The 20,302-nt window shown below is 51.4% G+C and carries 18 protein-coding genes and 3 pseudogenes; 12 read left to right on the top strand and 9 right to left on the bottom strand.

Translation table 11 applies throughout. The features are described 5' to 3' along the window. Window positions 1-5 precede the first annotated feature (5 nt). A complete protein-coding gene (locus tag MRY16398_RS13705; protein WP_039078873.1) occupies window positions 6-332 on the bottom strand; it encodes a YnfA family protein in 327 nt (108 codons plus the stop codon). A 143-nt stretch (window positions 333-475) separates the two neighbouring features. Here MRY16398_RS13705 and MRY16398_RS13700 point away from each other — a divergent pair, with 143 nt between their 5' ends. Continuing rightward, the gene (locus MRY16398_RS13700; RefSeq protein WP_039078872.1) at window positions 476-817 is read left to right on the top strand and encodes a DUF1283 family protein; all 342 of its coding nucleotides are present in this window, start codon (window positions 476-478) and stop codon (window positions 815-817) included. Window positions 818-879: 62 nt separating this feature from the next. After that, a complete protein-coding gene (speG, locus tag MRY16398_RS13695) occupies window positions 880-1,440 on the top strand; it encodes a spermidine N1-acetyltransferase (RefSeq protein WP_125124598.1) in 561 nt (186 codons plus the stop codon). A gap of 18 nt (window positions 1,441-1,458) precedes the next feature. Here speG and MRY16398_RS13690 read toward each other — a convergent pair whose 3' ends face one another. Then, window positions 1,459-2,157 (bottom strand): YnfC family lipoprotein, encoded by a 699-nt coding sequence (locus tag MRY16398_RS13690; protein ID WP_064572401.1) that lies wholly within the window; start codon window positions 2,155-2,157, stop codon window positions 1,459-1,461. Between the two features lie 93 nt (window positions 2,158-2,250). Next, window positions 2,251-2,889 carry a LysE family translocator gene (locus MRY16398_RS13685; protein ID WP_125124597.1) on the bottom strand — a complete coding sequence of 213 codons (639 nt, stop codon included), beginning with the start codon at window positions 2,887-2,889 and terminating at the stop codon, window positions 2,251-2,253. Window positions 2,890-2,997: 108 nt separating this feature from the next. On the opposite strand from MRY16398_RS13685, the gene MRY16398_RS13680 reads away from it, so the two are divergent. The 10 genes and pseudogenes from MRY16398_RS13680 to MRY16398_RS13635 all read left to right on the top strand — a co-directional run. Continuing rightward, entirely contained in the window at window positions 2,998-3,909 is a 912-nt protein-coding gene (locus MRY16398_RS13680; protein ID WP_125124596.1) for a LysR family transcriptional regulator, read from the top strand. A 91-nt stretch (window positions 3,910-4,000) separates the two neighbouring features. After that, the gene (locus MRY16398_RS13675; protein ID WP_071194302.1) at window positions 4,001-4,306 is read left to right on the top strand and encodes a DUF1161 domain-containing protein; all 306 of its coding nucleotides are present in this window, start codon (window positions 4,001-4,003) and stop codon (window positions 4,304-4,306) included. Window positions 4,307-4,461: 155 nt separating this feature from the next. After that, a pseudogene (gene ynfE, locus MRY16398_RS13670) lies at window positions 4,462-6,898 on the top strand (selenate/tellurate reductase subunit YnfE). Between the two features lie 10 nt (window positions 6,899-6,908). Continuing rightward, the gene (locus MRY16398_RS13665) at window positions 6,909-7,526 is read left to right on the top strand and encodes a DMSO/selenate family reductase complex B subunit (RefSeq protein WP_079498197.1); all 618 of its coding nucleotides are present in this window, start codon (window positions 6,909-6,911) and stop codon (window positions 7,524-7,526) included. A 1-nt stretch (window position 7,527) separates the two neighbouring features. Continuing rightward, window positions 7,528-8,385, top strand: coding sequence for a dimethyl sulfoxide reductase anchor subunit family protein (locus MRY16398_RS13660; protein ID WP_071195531.1), 858 nt, complete (start codon window positions 7,528-7,530; stop codon window positions 8,383-8,385). 20 nt (window positions 8,386-8,405) lie between these two features. Further along, the gene (dmsD, locus tag MRY16398_RS13655; RefSeq protein WP_079498196.1) at window positions 8,406-9,020 is read left to right on the top strand and encodes a Tat proofreading chaperone DmsD; all 615 of its coding nucleotides are present in this window, start codon (window positions 8,406-8,408) and stop codon (window positions 9,018-9,020) included. A 256-nt stretch (window positions 9,021-9,276) separates the two neighbouring features. Further along, entirely contained in the window at window positions 9,277-9,987 is a 711-nt protein-coding gene (osmY, locus tag MRY16398_RS13650; RefSeq protein WP_039078850.1) for an osmoprotectant ABC transporter permease OsmY, read from the top strand. Window positions 9,988-10,013: 26 nt separating this feature from the next. Then, a pseudogene (locus MRY16398_RS13645) lies at window positions 10,014-10,442 on the top strand (glycine betaine ABC transporter substrate-binding protein); the annotation flags it as partial. Between the two features lie 289 nt (window positions 10,443-10,731). Then, entirely contained in the window at window positions 10,732-10,971 is a 240-nt protein-coding gene (locus tag MRY16398_RS13640) for a DinI family protein (RefSeq protein WP_125124595.1), read from the top strand. Between the two features lie 139 nt (window positions 10,972-11,110). After that, window positions 11,111-11,443 (top strand): annotated as a pseudogene (locus MRY16398_RS13635) (SOS response-associated peptidase family protein); the annotation flags it as partial. Between the two features lie 153 nt (window positions 11,444-11,596). Here MRY16398_RS13635 and MRY16398_RS13630 read toward each other — a convergent pair. The 6 genes from MRY16398_RS13630 to MRY16398_RS13600 form a co-directional block, all read right to left on the bottom strand. After that, the gene (locus tag MRY16398_RS13630) at window positions 11,597-12,721 is read right to left on the bottom strand and encodes a methyltransferase domain-containing protein (protein ID WP_125124594.1); all 1,125 of its coding nucleotides are present in this window, start codon (window positions 12,719-12,721) and stop codon (window positions 11,597-11,599) included. A 333-nt stretch (window positions 12,722-13,054) separates the two neighbouring features. After that, a complete protein-coding gene (locus tag MRY16398_RS30935) occupies window positions 13,055-14,194 on the bottom strand; it encodes a tail fiber domain-containing protein (protein ID WP_232034411.1) in 1,140 nt (379 codons plus the stop codon). Window positions 14,195-14,235: 41 nt separating this feature from the next. Next, on the bottom strand, window positions 14,236-18,402 hold the full coding sequence (locus MRY16398_RS13615) for a phage tail tip fiber protein (protein ID WP_172600649.1): 4,167 nt from the start codon (window positions 18,400-18,402) through the stop codon (window positions 14,236-14,238). 51 nt (window positions 18,403-18,453) lie between these two features. Then, window positions 18,454-19,068 (bottom strand): tail assembly protein, encoded by a 615-nt coding sequence (locus MRY16398_RS13610; protein WP_125124593.1) that lies wholly within the window; start codon window positions 19,066-19,068, stop codon window positions 18,454-18,456. 37 nt (window positions 19,069-19,105) lie between these two features. After that, a complete protein-coding gene (locus MRY16398_RS13605; RefSeq protein WP_125124592.1) occupies window positions 19,106-19,561 on the bottom strand; it encodes a hypothetical protein in 456 nt (151 codons plus the stop codon). A gap of 29 nt (window positions 19,562-19,590) precedes the next feature. Beyond that, window positions 19,591-20,301: a C40 family peptidase gene (locus MRY16398_RS13600; protein ID WP_125124591.1), complete on the bottom strand. Its 711-nt coding sequence runs from the start codon at window positions 20,299-20,301 to the stop codon at window positions 19,591-19,593. Window position 20,302 lies beyond the last annotated feature (1 nt).

Below are 20,302 nucleotides of genomic sequence, written 5' to 3'. Positions count from 1 at the left end.
GGCGCTTACGCGCGCCCCCACCCGGCAACGATAATCAGCATGCCGCAAAGTGCGATGGCGGCCCCCGTCCAGTCATACAGGCTGAGTTTCACACCATCCACCACCCTCAGCCATAATAAAGCCGTGCAGACGTACACCCCGCCATAAGCGGCATAGACTCTCCCGCTGGCGGCAGGATGCAGGGTCAACAGCCAGACAAAAAGCGCCAGCGCGAGCGCAGCCGGAAGCAGCAACAGCGGCGTAGCGCCCCGTTTCAACCACAGCCACGGTAAAAAGCAGCCGACTATCTCACATATGGCGGTCAGGAAAAATAGCAGGGTTGTTTTGATCATCTCTCGCGTTTTCATTGTGTCGTGGTTGAACTATCTTAACGGATAACCCACTAATATGTGGACACCCGGCAGGGTATCCGCCCAGGGATGAATCGAGTAGAATTGCTCTGTAGCTTTTAGATCCCCTCAAGAAGGAAATTGCAATGAACATTTCACTTAGCAAACGCCTGTGCCTGACGGCAATGCTGACGCTGGGTGCCATCGTGTACACCGCCAGTGCCCCAGCGCAGACCAACAAGTTAGTGATTGAATCCGGCGACAGCGCGCAAAGCCGCCAGCAAGCAGCCATGGAAAAAGAACAGTGGGATGACACCCGTTCGCTGCGCCACAAAGTTAACAAACGTGTGGAAAAAGAGTGGGATAAAACTGACGTCGCCTTTGACGCACAGGATAATTGCCACAAAAGCGCTAACGTCAACGCATACTGGGAACCCAACACCCTGCGTTGCCTTGACCGCCGTACCGGTCGTCAGATTACGCCATAACCCCTTTCCTACTTCGGGCGTTTCCCCACGCCCGTCTTTGCTGTTGTCAAAAAGGATGTCCTATGACCGACGTTACCCATGTCAAACTTCGCCCGCTCGAACGTGAAGATCTGCGTTTTGTGCATCAACTGGATAACAACGCCAGCGTCATGCGTTACTGGTTCGAAGAACCGTATGAAGCCTTTGTCGAGCTGTCAGATTTATATGACAAGCATATTCACGATCAAAGCGAACGCCGTTTTGTGGTGGAATGTGATGGGGACAAAGCCGGACTGGTCGAGCTGGTTGAGATTAACCACGTCCACCGTCGGGCCGAGTTCCAGATAATCATCTCGCCAGAGCATCAGGGAAAAGGTCTCGCCACCCGCGCGGCAAAGCTGGCGATGGATTACGGCTTTACGGTGCTAAATCTCTATAAGCTCTATCTGATCGTGGATAAAGAGAATGAGAAAGCCATCCATATCTACCGTAAACTCGGGTTTATGGTGGAAGGCGAATTGATTCACGAATTTTTTATTAACGGCGAGTACCGTAATACTATTCGCATGTGTATTTTCCAGCAGCAATACCTGGAAAACCATAAAAGCAGCGGCGGAACATTGCTGAAACCCACCGCACAGTAAGCGCGGTGGTGAATGCCATCAATAGTATTCGATGGTGTTCTTGATGCTGTATTTCTTCGCGACAGAAGGCGTCACGCTCGTATCGACAATCTCCAGTTGGCAGGCCACCGGGTTATCATGCTTGTCGTACTCGCAGGTCTGTTTGACATTACCCAGTGGTTTATCATTCAGCGTGCTGACTGACGTATAATCGAGCTTCTTACCTTTTACATTCGATGGGGTCGAGACAACAGACAGATGCATATCTTTCGAGGTTGTTGATTTGCCCAGTGGATAGCCTTCGTCATCGTAACGGTAGTTGACTTCAACATCTTTACCACGCGCGGAAGAGATAAAGCCGCGCTCATCCGTATCCCACGTCAGCCCCGCGCTGGGAAATTCCGCCAACTGACATTTCCCTTGTAGACGAAGACGTTTTTCCTGGGTATCAGCATCAAGGTAATAGTTGGCATTCAGTACCAGTGAAACCCCGGTATTGTTTTCCAGATCATGCAGTTCCAGTGAATCGAAACACCCTTCTTTGGACATCGTGCCGCTGACGCGCTTCGATACCTCACCTTTTTCATTCAGTAATGTCTGGCTGAAATCTTTTACTGGACCGCGCAGTGGGTCAAAGTCGAATTCATTCGAAAAACTCGCCATCTCCGGCGTAAAAGATACAGGTCCTTTGTTGTCATCACACCCCGCCAGAATGGCCATCAGTGCGATGAGTATCATTTGTTTTTTCAATAGGTTCACCCAAATATCACAATGCGTTGCGCTTATCTTAGCAAATCTTGTAATTATTCGGGCAGAGACAATATCATTTCATCACATAAAGAGCGATTTCGCGCCCGTAAGGTTCCAGGCAACACCACAGACGGCCAGTAACAATAAAAAGAGCGCCGCACAGGCGGCAAAACGTCGACTTTGCGTGACAGGGAGAAAACGTTTGATAGCAACGATATAGCCCGCCATGACAGCAAAATCGAACACGATCCACAGCAGGCAAAGCGTGGTAATGCTGGTGGTAAAATCGCGGCTAATGGCAATAAACTGCGGGAAAAATGAGACAAAAAAGAGAATATCTTTTGGATTGGAAATACCGGTGAAAAATCCGCGCATAAACCCACCTGCCAGCACAGCCTTACCCTCCTCCTGTACCGGCCTTTGCGCCCAAATCTCACGCAATGACTGCACCGCTCCCCAGCCAATAAACACAGAACCGCCGATGCCCAGCAGCGCCAGATACCCTTTGTTCAGCGATACCGCCCCGGCGATAGCGAGAACGGCCAGGGTTATCAATACCAGCGAGGCGAGATTTGTTCCCAGAAGGGTTAGAAACGCCCTCGTATACCCCACGCGTGCCGCCGTCCCGGTCACTAACAGCACAACGGGACCGGGTGTTAAGAGTAAAAAAAGCACTGCGATAACATACGCGCTCAGGAGCGCAAGATTGAGTTCAGCCATAACGCGTTTCCCCCTGTTTTATCGTTCAGGGTAAAGGCGTACGCACCGGATGAAAAACGAGTTAAACTGGCCTCAATCGTGAGTAAAACTCAATGTAAATAAATCGCTATGAAACAAAATATTCCTCATCTCTATGCCTTACGCGCCTTTACCGTAGCAGCACAATCCAGCTCATTCAGCCAGGCCGCCGAATTACTCAATGTGACCCCTGGCGCAGTCAGTCGCCATATCCGCACGCTGGAAGATCACTTTGCTTGCCAGCTTTTTGAGCGTAATGGGCCGAAGGTGATGCTTACTGATGCCGGGCGCATGCTGGCGGTACAGTTACAACAAGGGTTTTCACAACTGGAAAATGCCTGTCGGCAACTGCGCAGCACCCATGTGCAGTTGCGGCTCAAAGCCCCTTCCACGCTGACGATGCGCTGGCTACTGGATGTGATGGCAGATTTCCGGGCGCAACACGAGACGCCGGAAGTCGAGGTATCCAGTATCTGGATGGATATCGACAATGTCGATTTCACCAAAGAGCCTTTCGATTGCGCCATCCTGCTCGGCAATGGACATTTCGGTGCGGGAACGCGCTGTTTGCGACTGTTTGATGAATGGCTGCTCCCCCTTTGCGCTCCTGATTTGCTTGATAAGGCGCGTGATAATCTGGCGGCCTGTGAGCTTATCCACCCCTCACGCGACCGCCGGGACTGGCGACGCTGGCTGAACAGTAGCGGCTTGTTTAGCGGGTTGAGTCTGGCGGGCGGCAAAGTATTTGATACCCTCGAACAGGGCATGCTGGCAGCGATGGGGGGACATGGTGTAACGATTGGCGATCTTCTGCTCAGCCAGAGCGCGATGGATCAGCATCTGCTGGTCGCGCCGTTCCCGCTGGCGATCGGTACCTGCGATGGCTATTACCTGGTCTGGCCTGGCGATTCGGCACGGCAGAATAATATCGACAAACTTGCCCTTTTTTTGCAGAAAAATATACCTCGCTATGTACATAACGATATAACGATACAAAACTAAGATAATGCGCATTCCTGTTTTGCGCAGATTTCGCTTAGCCTTACTTCTCAATACTACGCATTGAGCATTATTAATTAAGAAGGAGTCGCAAATGAAACATTCACTCTGGTTAGGTGCACTTTTGTTCATCGGCTCGGCATCTGCTTATGCCGCACCGGATTCCTGCGAAAGAGTAAAAAACGATATACAACAACGCATTATAAATAACGGCGTCCCCGAGACAGACTTTACGCTTACCATCGAACCCAACGATCAAAATAGCGCGTCGGGCGCCCAGGTTGTGGGCCATTGTAGTAACGATAACTGGAAAATTCTTTATACCCGCACCCGGGGTAGCGCGAATGCACAATCGGGGGAAATAACGCCGCAAGAGAGTGGCAAACCCGCCGCACAATAACTTCATTACCTTACAAAAATAATGGGGATTAGCCCTCTTCTTGATCCCCATTAAGATCCCCCTAACTCTTATTAAGTAGCATCACTCTCATCGTTAGCATGCTCGTAATTTCGACGGGTAATATTTTTCTATTATAAGCTATAACGGAGTGAGCTATGTCCATTGTTGAGAGTGGTGGCGGGATCAGCCGCCGAACACTCGTTAAATCCACTGCGCTGGGTTCGCTAGCGCTGGCGGCAGGCAGTTTTTCTCTGCCTTTTGGCATGCGAACCGCTGCTGCTGCGGTTCAAAGCGCCCTGCAACCGGCAGAAGATAAAGTCGTATGGGGCGCATGTTCCGTCAACTGTGGCAGTCGCTGTGCGTTGCGTTCACACGTACGCGATAACGAGGTCTACTGGGTCGAAACAGACAATACCGGGGAGGATGTTTACGGTAATCATCAGGTTCGAGCCTGCCTGCGCGGACGTTCAATCCGTCGTCGTATCAACCATCCGGATCGTCTGAACTACCCCATGAAACGCGTGGGTAAACGTGGCGAAGGTAAATTCGAACGTATATCCTGGGATGAAGCACTTGATACCATCGCAGGTAGCCTGAAAGGGATTGTGGAAAAATACGGTAACGAGGCGGTGTACATTAACTACTCCTCCGGTATCGTCGGCGGCAACATCACTCGTTCTTCCCCTTCTGCCTCTATTATTGCCCGCCTGATGGCCATTTACGGCGGCTTCCTCGGCCAGTACGGCACTTACAGTACGGCGCAGAGCCTATGCGATGCCTTACACCTACGGCTCCAACGAAGGCAACAGTACGTCAGACATCGAAAACACCAAACTGGTGGTGATGTTTGGCAACAATCCGGCTGAAACCCGTATGAGCGGTGGCGGCATTACTTATTTTCTGGAACAGGCGCGCGAACGTTCCAATGCGCGCATGATCGTTATCGACCCGCGTTATACCGATACCGCTGCCGGGCGTGAAGATGAGTGGATCCCGATACGTCCGGGCACCGATGCCGCACTGGTTGCCGGTATTGCCTGGGTATTGATTAACGAAAACATGGTCGATCAGCCATTCCTGGACACGTACTGCGTCGGGTATGACGAAAAAACCCTGCCAGAAGGCGCGCCAGCCAATGGTCATTACAAAGCCTATATTCTGGGCCAGGGCGACGACGGCATTGCCAAAACGCCGCAATGGGCTTCTGCCGTGACCGGCATTCCGGTCGACCGCATTGTGAAACTGGCGCGTGAGATTGGTCAAACCAAACCCGCCTATATTTGCCAGGGCTGGGGTCCGCAGCGTCAGGCAAATGGCGAATTAACCGCCCGCGCTATCGCGATGCTGCCCATTCTGACCGGTAACGTCGGTATCAACGGCGGGAACAGCGGCGCGCGCGAGTCCACCTATACCATTACCATTGAACGCATGCCGATGCCGGAAAACCCGGTAAAAACCAAAATTTCCTGCTTTAGCTGGACCGATGCCATTGAGCGCGGCGCAGAGATGACCGCCCTGCGTGACGGTGTTCAGGGTAAAGACAAACTCGACGTCCCGATCAAATTTATCTGGAACTATGCCGGTAACACCATCACCAACCAGCATGGCGACATCAACCATACCCATGACGTTTTACAGGACGACAAGAAATGCGAAATGATTGTCGTCATTGAGAATTTCATGACCTCGTCGGCGATGTATGCGGATATCCTGCTGCCCGATTTAATGACCGTTGAGCAGGAAGATATCATCCCGAATGATTACGCCGGCAACATGGGTTATCTGATCTTTATCCAGCCGGTTACCGCACCGAAATTTGAGCGTAAGCCGATTTACTGGATAACCAGCGAAATCGCCAGACGCCTGGGGCCGGATATTTACCAGAAATTCACCGAAGGGCGCACACAGGAAGAGTGGCTTAAGTATCTTTACGCCAAAATGCTGGCAAAAGATCCCCAACTGCCGTCCTATGACGATTTGAAAAAAATGGGGATTTACAAACGTAAAGACCCTGCCGGGCACTATGTGGCCTATAAAAAATTCCGCGACGATCCGCAGGCTAATCCGCTGAAAACGCCCTCTGGCAAAATTGAAATCTACTCCAACAGACTGGCCAGAATTGCCAATACCTGGGAGATTCCTGAAGGGGAAGTGATCAGTCCGTTACCGGTTTATGCCTCGACGCCCGAAGGCTGGGACGACCCGGCACGTAGTAAATATCCGCTACAGATGTTCGGTTTCCATTACAAATCCCGTACCCACTCCAGCTACGGCAATATCGATATCCTTGAAGCCGCCTGCCGCCAGGAGGTGTGGATCAACCCGATTGATGCGCAAAAACGCGGCATCGTCAGTGGGGATATGGTCAGGGTGTTCAACGGACGCGGCGAAGTACGCATTGCCGCTAAAGTCACTCCGCGCATCATGCCGGGAGTGAGCGCCATGGGCCAGGGGGCCTGGCACAACGCCGATATGCAAGGCGATCGCGTTGACCATGGTGGCTGCGTGAACACGCTGACCACCCATCGTCCGTCACCGCTGGCGAAAGGTAACCCGCAGCACACCAATCTGGTCGAAATCGAAAAGGTTTAAGGAGTAGCCGATGACCACACAATATGGATTTTATATCGACTCCGCGCGCTGCACCGGCTGTAAAACCTGTGAGCTGGCGTGTAAGGATTACAAGAACTTAACGCCGGATGTCAGCTTCCGCCGCATTTACGAATACGCGGGGGGAGACTGGCAGGAGGATAACGGCGTCTGGCACCAGAACGTTTTCGCCTATTACCTCTCCATCGCCTGTAACCACTGCGAGGATCCGGCCTGTACCAAAGTCTGCCCCAGCGGGGCGATGCACAAACGCGAAGATGGCTTTGTGGTAGTGGACGAAGATATCTGCATCGGCTGTCGTTACTGCCATATGGCCTGCCCGTACGGCGCGCCGCAGTTCAACGCCGAAAAAGGCCATATGACCAAATGCGACGGCTGCTACAGTCGTGTCGCCGAGGGGCATAAGCCGATTTGCGTGGAATCCTGCCCGCTGCGTGCGCTGGACTTCGGTCCCATTGAAGAGCTGCGTAAAAAATACGGTGAGCTGGCGGCTGTCGCCCCGCTCCCGGCGTCGCACTTCACCAAACCGTGCATTGTGATTAAACCTAACGCCAACAGCCGCCCGACAGGGGATACCACCGGCTATCTGGCAAACCCGCGGGAGGTGTGAGATGGGTAACGGATGGCATGAATGGCCGCTGGTGCTGTTCACGGTATTAGGGCAATGCGTGGCAGGTGGCCTTATCGTCACCGGGATGGGCTGGATGGCGGCGAAAAACGATGCGCCCGGACAGCAGCGAATTACGCGGAGCATGTTCTTTCTTTGGGTGTTAATGGGTATCGGCTTTATCGCCTCTATGATGCACCTCGGTTCGCCGATGCGCGCACTGAACTCACTCAACCGGGTGGGCGCCTCTGCGTTAAGTAACGAAATCGCCGCTGGCTCGATTTTCTTCGCCGTAGGCGGCTTCTGGTGGCTGGTGACAGTGCTGGGTAAAATGCCGGCTGCGCTGGGCAAAATCTGGCTGGTGGTCAGCATGGTGCTGGGCGTAGTATTTGTCTGGGCTATGAGTCGTGTCTATCAGATTGATACCGTACCCACCTGGCATAACGGATATACCACCGCCGGGTTCTTCCTCACGATGCTACTCGGTGGCCCGCTACTGGCGGCACTGCTGCTGCGTCTGGCGCACGTCACGTTCAATGGCGCGACCTTCGCCTCGCTGAGCGTGGTGGCGCTGCTGGCAAGCCTCGGTCTGGTGATTCTGCAAGGGATGAGCCTTGCCGGGATCCACAGTTCCGTGCAGCAGGCCAGCATGCTGGTGCCAGCCTGGAGTGAAATGCAGGTCTGGCGCATGGTCCTGCTGGCCGCAGGTCTCGGCTGTTGGCTCTGTCCGTTGATCATGCGAAAACAGCCACGTGCTGTCAGCCTGCTTGCCGGTGTCATACTGGTGGTTGCAGGCGAACTGGTGGGGCGCGGTCTGTTCTATGGGTTACATATGACTGTCGGTATGGCGGTTGCAGGTTAAGCAGAGATTCAGGGAACGTAATGACTGACACTTTTTACACAGCCGATTTCGCCTTTTCGGCACGCATTCTGGGGGCGCTGTTTTACTACCCGCCGGAAAGTGAACAGACGCAGGCGCTGATCGCCGCATTCCGCCAGGGGGAATGGCAAACCCAATGGCCGCTGGCGCCGGAGGCGTTGACCCCGCTCGTGCCGTTATTTTGCGCAGAAAGCAAAGAAACGATTCCCGAGGCCTGGCAACGGCTGTTCATCGGCCCGTGGGCGCTGCCTGCGCCGCCCTGGGGATCCGTCTGGCTGGATAAAGAAAGCGTACTCTTTGGCGACTCCACGCTGGAGCTTCGCCAGTGGATGCGTGACAACCACATCGTCTGGGAGGCCAGTCAGAATGAGCCGGAAGATCATTTTGGTACCCTGCTAATGCTGGCAGCCTGGCTTGTCGAGAATCAGCGCTACGCCACCTGTGATGAGCTGCTTGCCTGGCATCTTCTGCCCTGGGCCGGACGCTTTCTTGAGATTTTTGTAGCGGAAGCCCGTCACCCGTTCTGGCAGGCGGCGGGAAGGCTTGCCCGGTTAACGCTTAGCGACTGGCAGAGCCGTTTATTAATGCCGGTTGCCCAAAAAGCGTTATCGCGTTAATCCATGCCAATGCGCCCTTAAGGTGACAACGTCACTTTAAGGGCGCATTTTTAAGACAATTCTTTAGTTCCACCTCTTAGCCGTTATCCCATCAGCGATAGCGTAAATCCCCCGCAAAATCCGCAGGTTAAAAGATTCGCGCCAAACTGGAATCCTTCCCAGGTGCTTGCTATAGCTCAAATACCCTGCCGAACATGGCATAACAACACGCAACTCTCCGTTGCCATAACGCATGCACACAGGGAGACACACTGCAATGCACACTTCCGCACTCTCACGCGCCCTGCTGTTTACCGCGGCTATCGCCGTCGTACTGGCGCTCCTGGTTTGGGGTATTGGTCTGGATACAATCAGAGCCCGCCAGGTGGATTTGGTCTATCTCGGGCAACAACACTTGATTCTGGTGTTCAGCTCTATGTTCTTTGCTCTGCTGGTGGGTATTCCCAGCGGGATTGCGCTTAGCCGCCCGGCTGCGCGCGGTGTCGCCGAATACGTGATGCAGATTTTTAACGTCGGTAACACGCTGCCACCACTGGCCGTACTCGCACTGGCGATGGTCATCATCGGGATTGGTGATAAACCCGCCATTATCGCCCTTTTTCTGGCCTCACTGCTGCCCATTGTGCGTAACACCTATGCGGGGCTCTGCTCGGTTCCGGCATCGCTGCTGGAAGCCGCGAACGGTATCGGTATGACCAAATGGCAACGGCTGTACCAGGTGGAGTTGCCCAATGCACTGCCGGTTATCCTCTCCGGGGTGCGTATCGCCACAGCCATCAACGTGGGCACCGCGCCGCTGGCCTTTTTAATCGGCGCCAGCAGTTATGGCGAGCTGATCTTCCCGGGTATCTATCTGAACGATTTCCCGACCTTGATTCTGGGTGCGGCGGCAACCGCGCTGTTTGCCCTGATTCTGGACACACTGCTGGCGGCGCTGGGGCGTTTTTTGAGCCCTCACTCAGCCTGAACCCAATAATAAGAAAAGGAATCCCTATGAGACTGACTTCACGCCTGTTGGGGCTATTGAGTGCCACGCTGCTTTTTACGGCAAGCGTACACGCCGCCCCACTGATTCTGGCGACCAAAAGCTTCACTGAGCAGCATATTCTCTCGGCCCTGACGGTGCAGTATCTGCAAAAGAAAGGGTTTCAGGTGCAGCCACAAACCAACATTGCCACGGTGATTTCCCGTAATGCGATGATCAATAAACAGGTTGATATGACGTGGGAATATACCGGCACCTCGCTGATTATCTTCAATCATATTAAAGAGCGTATGACGCCGGAACAGTCTTACGAAACGGTAAAACGACTGGATGCAAAACATGGCCTGGTGTGGTTAAAACCTGCCGATATGAACAATACCTACGCCTTTGCGATGCAGCGTAAACGCGCCGAGGACGAGCATATCAATACCATGACCTTTTAATTTTTAAAATCGACAAATATCGTCCAGGAGCGCCGTAAATCACGGTTGGGCATAATAATCGATTAATGATGTTTCCGAACTTTGGCGAACTTTATCAAGCTAATATGTCCCACCGGTGCCCCATAGACAATTCACTGCAGCCCAGACGGATAAAGGCCTCGCGCTAAACCTCCGGTCGAAAATACCCCACTGATTCGTTGCAAGATGAGCGATCACTTGACGCCGTATAAACACCCAGTCAATAATAACTGTATATCCAACCAGTAATTTAGCTGAGGTAGCTATGTTCGTTGAACTCGTTTACGACAAAAGAAATGTTGAGGATTTACCCGGTGCAAAAGGCATCATCTTGGCTGAACTGACCAAGAGGGTGCACCGACTGTTCCCCGATGCGGATGTGAGGGTAAAGCCAATGCAGGCGAACGCGCTGAACAGTGATTGTACGAAAACTGAGAAGGAAAGGCTAAACCGCATGCTGGAAGAAATGTTTGAAGAGGCTGACTTCTGGATGGTGAGCGAATAGCCGGACGCTAACCTCAGTCTTTACGTAGATACAAGAACACTTCATTATCAGATTACCTTGTAAATTTTGATCCGCTTACGGGTGCGCACCGCTTTTCTCTCTTCCTCTATACTTTCAGTCTAACTGGTTGGAGGTGCTTATGTGCGGACGATTTGCCCAGGCGCAAACGCGTGAAGAATATCTGGTATACCTAGCGAAAGAGGCCGAACGCAATATCGCATACGACCCTGCGCCGATTGGCCGGTATAACGTCGCTCCTGGGACGAAAGTTCTCTTACTCAATCAAGGCGACGAGCAACTGCATCTTGATCCTGTAATCTGGGGTTACGCACCCGTGTGGTGGGATAAATAACCATTAATGAATGATCACATCGAGACAGCAGCCACCAGCAGAATGTTTAAACCACTATGGCAGCATGGCCGGGCTATCTGTTTCGCTGATAGCTGGTTTGAATGGAAAAAGGAAGGCGACAATAATATGCACAAAGTACTAAAGGAGATATGGGAATCGGCGGAGGAGTAGAATTAGATGCATTGTACTTATCAGCAGCGTCATAAATTGCATCTCGCTCTGATAACCGCCATTAGGACGGTTATCAGAATATTAATAATAATTCAAAAACATTTATTCATAATCAACTGTAATAAATTTCGCATCAGCGTACATACATTGTAATTTTTTTCTCATCGCGTTTTGTACTACGGAAAATGTTGAACCACACACAAATACAGACTCCTGATTAAATACCTTATCAAGTTCAGTCGGGTCCTTAAGGACAGGAATGCCATTATATGTTTCGAGATGGTATTTTGTATCAAAAATAACATTAATAAATTTCTCAGGATTTTTTATTTTCGCTATCGCTTTTGCTGAGAAAGAAGATAACCCCCAGATATAGAGTTCATTATTAATCCCATTACTTTCGATAATATCAACAAGTGATGAGCTCACCTTATTAAGGTGTGCATTATAGTCAAAAACAGAATTTTCAAAGGAGGAACATTCACAGAGCACTCGCAGCGCTGGTACAAGAGGCGCACTTTGCCTTTCGAATGCAATGACGTTAAAACCACAGCGCTGAATCAGAGTAAGAAACGATCTGGAATTGAAATAGTGTATATGATCCGGACAATTCACCGAATAACGAAGTACAGTGCTATCATGATAAACACCAAAATCCGGAACTTCGATAAAGAAATAACTATTACTAAATTTTTTCAGGACATTTAAAATTGCGAAAGGATCGAATATATGCTCAAGCACGTGCGAAAGTAGGAACACATTTTTTTTATTGCTGATCCCTATGTCGTCTAGAGCACTAGGTAATGTGCGCTCACAATTATTTAAATCGGAATACACAAAATCAAGGCTATCCAGTGAAACGCGGTCTACAAAATCAACGACCAATCCGCGTGATTGCGAACAGGCAACTCTAACCTGCTCGGCTAACTCACCTGGGCCACCTCCGATCTCAATGGCCATGCCATCGAGTTTAGTAATATCTAAACTTTTCTTAATAAACTCGAGTCGATAATCTCCTAATTCTCGGTCTGTAGGTAATGCATTTTCCGCATTATAAATTAACTCCAGAGGTACGTCATGATAAGTGCATGAGTGGTAACAATTTTCACAGATATATTGCTTAAATTCTACTTCATTATAAATTAACTGTGAACGTATTTTACAAAATTCGTTTTCAATGATCTTAATTTTACCGTTACAAACCGGACAAGTAGAAAAATCGTTCATGATCCCAAGAAACTCCGCAACTTTATGATGAGCCAGAAAAATAACATGGAAAGAATGCCAAAAACAATATATCAGATCTTATGAAGAACCAAATAAAGTAATAACAAAAAACAACTATTAGTATACTCACCATAAAAATAGTGATCATATGGCACTCAGGAGGTAGCCTTTTGAGTTATACGATATACGGCTTCTCGGAACGCGACAAAAACATCGTTTCGGCGTGGCATAATCACCTCCCGAAAATACTGTATATGAATACAGTAGTTTTTATTGAGCAACAGATCAACTCAGCTTGTGACTATCAATTTTTTGCACAGAGTAAGGGTTTGATTATTCTGCCACCGGCTCGTTAGTTTTACCGGATTCCAGTGCTGTAACGCGGGCAGTCAGGGCGTCAATCTGCGCCATTAGCGCCAGAATGGCCTCATGATGCAACGCTGCTGCAACACCAGCAGTATCAGGGCTGAGCACATCTTTAATTACGGTACCGTCGTCCAGTTCTCTGTTGCCAGTGACAAAAACGTTATCCGGGAATACAGACTGAACCTCCTGAGCAATGAACCCAATGCCAGGTGAAATGCCATCCAGACGTTTCCATGAAACACCGCGAATGGCCTGCATTTTCTCCAGGGGGGCCGCAATGCGTTCAATATTGGTTTTCAGGCGCTCATCAGAGTTTGAAATCCACGACCCCGGCGCTGTTGCCGAGCCTGTAGAGTTAAACCCAAAAAATGACGACGTCGACCCCGCGATAACGTTCAAATAAAACCCTGAGAACGTCGAGGAAACGTAGTGATATGCCACTGATTTATGCGGAGTTAATGACCCGCCATACCCCCATTCCAGATGCGGAGTTTCCTGGTTTACACTTCCAGCGGATTCATTTGTTAGTCGTGTTGTGCTCAGTACGGTTCCGCCAGTTTTCCGATCCAGCGAATTCAGCCGCGAATCATTACCCTGGCAAAACGATCCGGGGGTGGTGCCGAATGGGTTTGCTAATCCCGTCCCGCCCTGCCCCTGGCTGAGCGGTGTTGTCAGCCCGTTCAGAGAAGTGATATCTGAGTTAGCCCCTTTTTTTGCCAGCGACTTCTGACCGGGAACCGTGATAGCAGCACCGTTAGTCGTGATAGTGACGTCACCAGACCCATTCATCACGTCCGCAAAGCCGCTCATATTCCGCTGATACAGCGTCAGCGTCTCAGCAATGTTTTGAGCCAGACCGTCAACGCTCAGCGAATCACTCAGCAGGATGGCATAAGCGGTACCCGCTGCAATTGCCGGGTTTGCCGCTGGCGTTACGGTGAGCTGGGTTGCGCTGTTGATTGCCGTTATCTGGAATACCTGTGGCGGTGTAGTCAGGGAAATCAACGAGCACCCAACGCGGATAAGTGAGCCTGCTGCTGTAAAGTTCGTGCCAGTACCCGTCAGGGTATTACCGTTGACCGCAATAGAGCCAGTTGTGTAAATCATATTTTCTCCAGCATAAAAAAACCCGCCGGAGCGGGTTGAAATCAGGATTGAGTGAACGAACCGGAACCCCTGGATACGTGTATTGTAGGGGAATAAATACCGACGTTCGCGTGATATGTCGCATTATCACTGCGCATCTGAATCGAACAATTCACCACCTGTCCGGTAACGCGGGCGCTGTGCATAACCGTGACGTACGTAGGACGCGATCTGTCAGTATTGGGTGGGGTATAAACGTCAATGGTTCTGCTCGACCCACCAATGGTGAGAATCGCGGTCCCTTTTGTCTGAGTAATCCCTGCACCGGCCTCTGTCGCAGAAATCTGGACCTTAACCAGCGCCATTATCACTACATGCTTTTCACCAGGCAGGTTACCGGAATCGGTGTATACAAAATTTCGGGTGACATTATCCCCCTCAATATCACTAAACGTCTGGCCCACAGCCACATCACCGATAAATGATTCAGCCTGAACTGTGCCTTTAAACGTCCCGCTGGTCGCATTGATTTTCCCGGTAAACTCCCCGTCCGTCGCATAAACAGTCCCGCGTACCGTGACGCCGTTAAACGTCGCGTATCCAGATTTGTTAATATGCCAGCCGACATTCCCTGTCCCGTCCCAGGTATTTGACTGGATGTAGTTACCGATTTTCAGGTTGCCCACAGTCCCGTCCTGGATAAACGTGTCACGGATAAACGTCTGGCCGTTCTGAATAACAAACGGCAGCGTGACGGCTGAACCAGCCTGGCTCATAACAGCAAAACGGTCAGCAAGGAAAATAACCTGTGACTGCATGCCTGATGGTGTGTTCTGGACACCCAGCCCCATCCCTGCCGCGTACTGCACCCCGTTCACATCCACACCGACTTTAATCGAGTACATCGCGTTCAGGTTGCCGTTGATATCCGCAACTGCCTGGGCGTTAGTGGTGATGGCCGCAGTCTGGCCGTTTACCGTGACGCTCAGTGAGTTGATTTTCGTTGCAGAGGTCTGCGTAAAATCAGACATCGTTTTTGCGAAGTCCGTGATATTGGCGTTGCCGCCAGCGGTCGCATCCAGGGTTTTCAGCGACTCAGCGACAGCTTTGCTCGCGTCCACCATCACGTTATCAACACGCTGGATACCGGCACTGTTTGCGCCGTACTGAGCACTGAGCGTCATCCGGGTGTTGACCTGCGCCAGTGTCTCCTGAATCAACGCCACCGCCGTGTTTTGCACCCCACCAGCCGCGTTAGCCGTTTTCCCTGACAGTTCGTCGAACCGGGATGCAGTCGCACTGTCGAGGGTGGACACCGCCTGTGTAAGCTGGGTTACGTCAGCGGTATTGTCCTCCGTCTGAGCCGTCAGCGTATCAACCGCCGTGGCGCGGGCCTCTGTCTCGTCAGCCAGCGCCTGCGTGAGTTGCGTTACCTGTGCCGCATTCTGGTCGGTTTTCGCCTCCAGGCGCGTCACGTCGGTAGCGCGGGCCTGTGTTTCAGTGGCAATCACCTCACGCAACTGAGTGAATGAGGCACTGTTTGCGCCGTTCTGTGCCGACTGCCTCACCACTACATCAGCGATAGCCAGGGCATTACCAATGATGGCCTCTGCCGTCTGCCGGTTCGCGCCCACTGCCGCCGCCAGTTGGTCGGCGTTTTGACTGACCGCCTCTGCCAGCTCAGTAACCTTTTCACTGCTCTCCACGGCATTTTCTATAAGGTCTTTGAACAGTTCGGTATCCTTGATCTGCTCAAGCACGGCATCAGTGATGTCAGACACATCAACACTGGCCTGCCCCCTCACCCAGTCGGTGTAACCCGACTCGTTTCCGGTCCTGTCCACCAGTTGCGCGCGGTACCAGAAAATCTGCCCCGCCTTGAGGCCCATCTGCTGATATTTACGCAGCGGATACGGCACATCCGCCAGCAAAACCGCATCATCAGTCGTCCCCGTGGCGCTGTACTGAATTTCCGTTTTCAGCGTGTCGTCAGTGTTCGCAGGGAATCCCCAGTTCAGTTCAATGCCGAAAACCACATTGTCCGATGCCGTGAAACCGACAGGTTTAGGCGGATTTCCCGTTTTCCCGGTCAGCGTTGTCTCGGTTGAATATCCCCAGCCTGAGGAAATTTCAGCCGCGTTAATAGCCCGCACCCGCGCAAGATAACGTCCGGTGTAAATGGCCGGTACCTCAAACGACGCGGTAGAGCTGCGGGGTACGTTAACCCAGTCGCCATCGTTGCGCCGCCACTGTGCCTCGTACGAAATAGCGTTTGGTGCCTGTTCCCAACTGACGCGCATTGTCTCCAGGCTGATCCCCTGATTCACAACGGCGTAGCTGGAAATGACGATATTCGAAGGTGCAGACTGATTACCCGGTGGGATGACGCTTACCGGGCGCTGATCGATAACCGCGCCTGTATCGATACGGGCATATTTATCCGGGTCGTGTGCGGCACCCACGATGGTGAATGTGCCGTCGTCGTTTTCCGTAACACTGACGACGCGGTATTGCTGGGCATAAAGCGAATCTGACTCAACCACCCACACCGCCTGGGCTTCTGGCGTTGTAGTGAACACCGTCGAAACGGTGACTTTATTACCGCTGACAGCCTGAATGGTGCGGCTCTGTGATGCGCCTGTCGGGAGGTTCACCATGATGCGATCACCCGCTACGGCATCCGGCACACGGTCGAGCGTCAGTACCCGACCGCTAACCGCGCTGATGCGGCCACCCGTTACTTTTCCGACCAGCTCCCTGTCACTGACTGCAATGATGTATCCCGGCTGCGGAATATTCCCGTCGAGCCCGACAGAGAAGGTCACCACGCGGTCTTTGTTATTGGTCAGAATGCCCCAGCGTCCCTTACGGTTTGCCTCCGATTGTCGGGTGCAGCCAATAGCCGTCAGTTCAAGCTGGTTAAAGCCAAAGCGACGCACCAGATCCTGCTCGAATACAGGCTCCATTGCGTCGGAATACGCATTCGCCGGGTCGGAGTATGAAACCAGTGCAGAGGTATAGCGGGTTTTTGAGGTGCTGCTGCTGTACGTGAATTTACCGTCCAGGGTATTTGCGTTGGTGTAGCTGTAATCGACATCACGCGGCATGTCTGCGAGGGCTACAATCTGATTGCCGCCCCAGTACGTCATCCCCCGGAAAATGGCCGCAAAATCACGCAGCACGGTATACGCATCATTGCGATCCTGGACGTAAACGTTGCAGGTATAGCGAGGCTCCATACCGTCTCCGCCCTTCCCGTCAGGGACAAGCTGATCGCAGTACTGCGCGATCTGGTAAAGAGACCACTTATCGATATTTGCCGCTGTCAGGCGGTCACCAAGCCCAAACCTGTCGCTCACTACCAGATCGTAAAAAATCCACGCCGGATTGTCTGTCCACGCCCATTTAAATGCGCCTGTCCATGTACCGCTGTAGGTGCGTGTTTCAGGGTCGTAGGTATCAGGTACGCGGATTACTCGACCGCGAGGCTCGCAGGATATCTGCGGAATGGAGCCATTAAACTGGCTGGAATCGAACTCGATATACAACAGAGCGGTATTCGGATAACGCAACTTGGCGTCGATCACTTCTGTGTAGCTCTGCAAGGTCATGGTATCGCCGATTTTTGCGCTGTTCGCGTCTGCAGTGATTTTACGCAGGCGAACCGTCCACGTTGTGGCACCGGCTGGAAGATTAATACGGTGGCTGCGCTCATAACCTGACGTATTTTTCCCGTTAACTGAGGCACTGATTACCGTCTGAAATGTGCCACCGTTTGTCTGCAGATCAATCGCATAACTTATGGGATACCCGACTAAGTCTCCGTCATCTTCCTGCCGGAAAATGGACGGCCATTTGATACGCAGGCGAACGGCAGAAAGCAGTGTATTGGTCAGTGTTCGGGTCCACGGCGAAGCGCTGGAAACAACCACACCGCCCAGGCTGATTTCATTTTCACTACCGGGCATCCCATGAATATAGGTCTGTGCCTGCGTACCAGAGCGGAATTCCCAGGCCACACCGCTGAAATTTGACGAACCGTCAGCATTCAGCAGCGGCGTACCATCCAGAAAAATAGACTGCCCGGTGAGGCCGCCGGAAAATTCACCCTCACCCAGCGCCAGCAGGATTTTTGCTTTCGCGACCGACTGGAGATCGTCGGGCTGTTCTGTCGGCGTACGGGAAGATGAGGAGCCGCCCTTTCGCCCCTGAATTTTCTTATTTGCCATATTTCGCCCATAAAAAAACCGCCCGGAGGCGGTTATTAAATTGAAGTGTTTTTATTGCTGGTCTTCGACATAGATCCCGGCAGAAATAATTGCGCCGCCGATACGACGCTTGCCGTACAACAGAGGCACCGGATAGCCCTGCGACGTGGTATTCGTGACGCTACCGAATGCATATGACGGCTTATTGTCTGCTGATTGCGTTTTTGCCAGCCCGGTAGTCTGTGGTGAAAGGAGTTGTACAATGCCACCGAGTGACATCGATATCCCCATTGCAGCAGCAGCCCCCCATCCACCCGCAAAGGCAGTACCACCAAAGCCAAGCGCTGCACCGTTAGTCGCAATTGCAGCAACGGTAACAAGGGCAACACCGAGAATAGTCTGGAGCAATCCTCCACGCTTACTGCCGATGATAACCGGTACGACCCGAATGACTTCACCAGTAACCGGAAATCCCAGATCATCTATTCCGATATTTTTTTTACCTTTGAATACCGCGTAGGTAAGTCCGCGCCGCTGACTGGATATCATGAATTTTTCAAAGCCGGGAATTGTTGCTGCCAGTGCGCGCGTGGCTTCGTGGGTTGTACTGATCAAGCGTCGGTGAACTTTACCGAAGGTTTTACCGAGTATGCCACCAAGCTCAATCATAATCATTATTTCTTTCATAGCAACCTCAAGTAAAAACCCGCCGAAGCGGGTTTAATTAATTCCTGATGTATCTTTTTTCAAGTGGCGGTATGTTTTTCTTTTTCCGGTCATCATTAACCCCTTTGAAAAGGATTTTTTTTACAGGCAAATCGTATCCCGCGCCAGCACACATAGAGGCAAGGACATCAGGATCGGTAGGCTCGCCTGTTGATGAATTAATATCAAAAGACGCTACAGTTAATTCTTGTTTATCTGTTTTAGGAAAAATAAAAGCAGCAAATAATTGTTTTCCTGCATATGCCCCATAAGAATTCTTACCATTCACATATCCACAATACATATAAGTAGAGTCGGGATATGGATAATCCTGATGATAAAATTTTGCAGCATCAGGATCCTTCATTTCCTCTCTAATGGTCTTTTCTACGGCCTCCCTTTCAGGCTCTGTCAGAGGTCTTGCAGAAGAATTCCAGGTTATTAATGCAATGGATAAAAATAATAGCTTTTTCATCAATTGTTCCCCTTCATTTTTATTGAAGGTTAACACATGTCCTTATAACGTAGTACTTTCATTGTTCGTTCCATCCAGTAACCACCATACGGAACACGGTTGCTTAGCCTACCGTAAAGGTGATGCATCAACATGTTGCCTTCCAGTAGCACCCCGGCGTGATTCCATTTATTGGACTGCACCTGCATGATCACTACATCACCCGGTTGCGGGTCTCCAGACACTTCACGGAATCCGCATTCATACCAGTTATCCTGATATAAATTATCGGGGTACTTGTCCTCCCACCACGGATAATCGACGCGGTAATCCGGCAGCTCAATGCCGTACGTTTGCCGATAATAGGACATTACCAGCCCCCAGCAGTCGTAAACCCCCAGCACAAAAGGCCGCTCCAGCAGTGGCAATTCACCGCGCGGGTTGATTATACGCAGATCACCTTCCGGCCAACTGACAATATGCCAGGGGATAGCCATCAAATCGCATTGCGCCTTATCCAGTTCGCTGGGCTGTGTTGTCGCATCAGGGTGGCTGTGCACAATAGCGATCACCGTCCCCCAGTCCTCGGCGGCAGCATAATCCTCCGGCGACAGAACAAAATGTTCAGTGGGTTCTTTAGCCTGATTACGGCAAGGAAAATATCTCTCCACTCGACTTTTTTGCGACACGACACCACAACACTCACGGGGATATTCACTAGCGGCATGCGCCATGATGGCATTTATGGTTTTCTGACGCATA

Source organism: Phytobacter sp. MRY16-398, from assembly GCF_003925915.1.
Classification (GTDB): Bacteria; Pseudomonadota; Gammaproteobacteria; order Enterobacterales; family Enterobacteriaceae; genus Phytobacter; species Phytobacter diazotrophicus.
The sequence above is the reverse complement of the archived record's forward strand: the minus strand, read 5'-3'. Positions and strand labels throughout refer to the sequence as shown.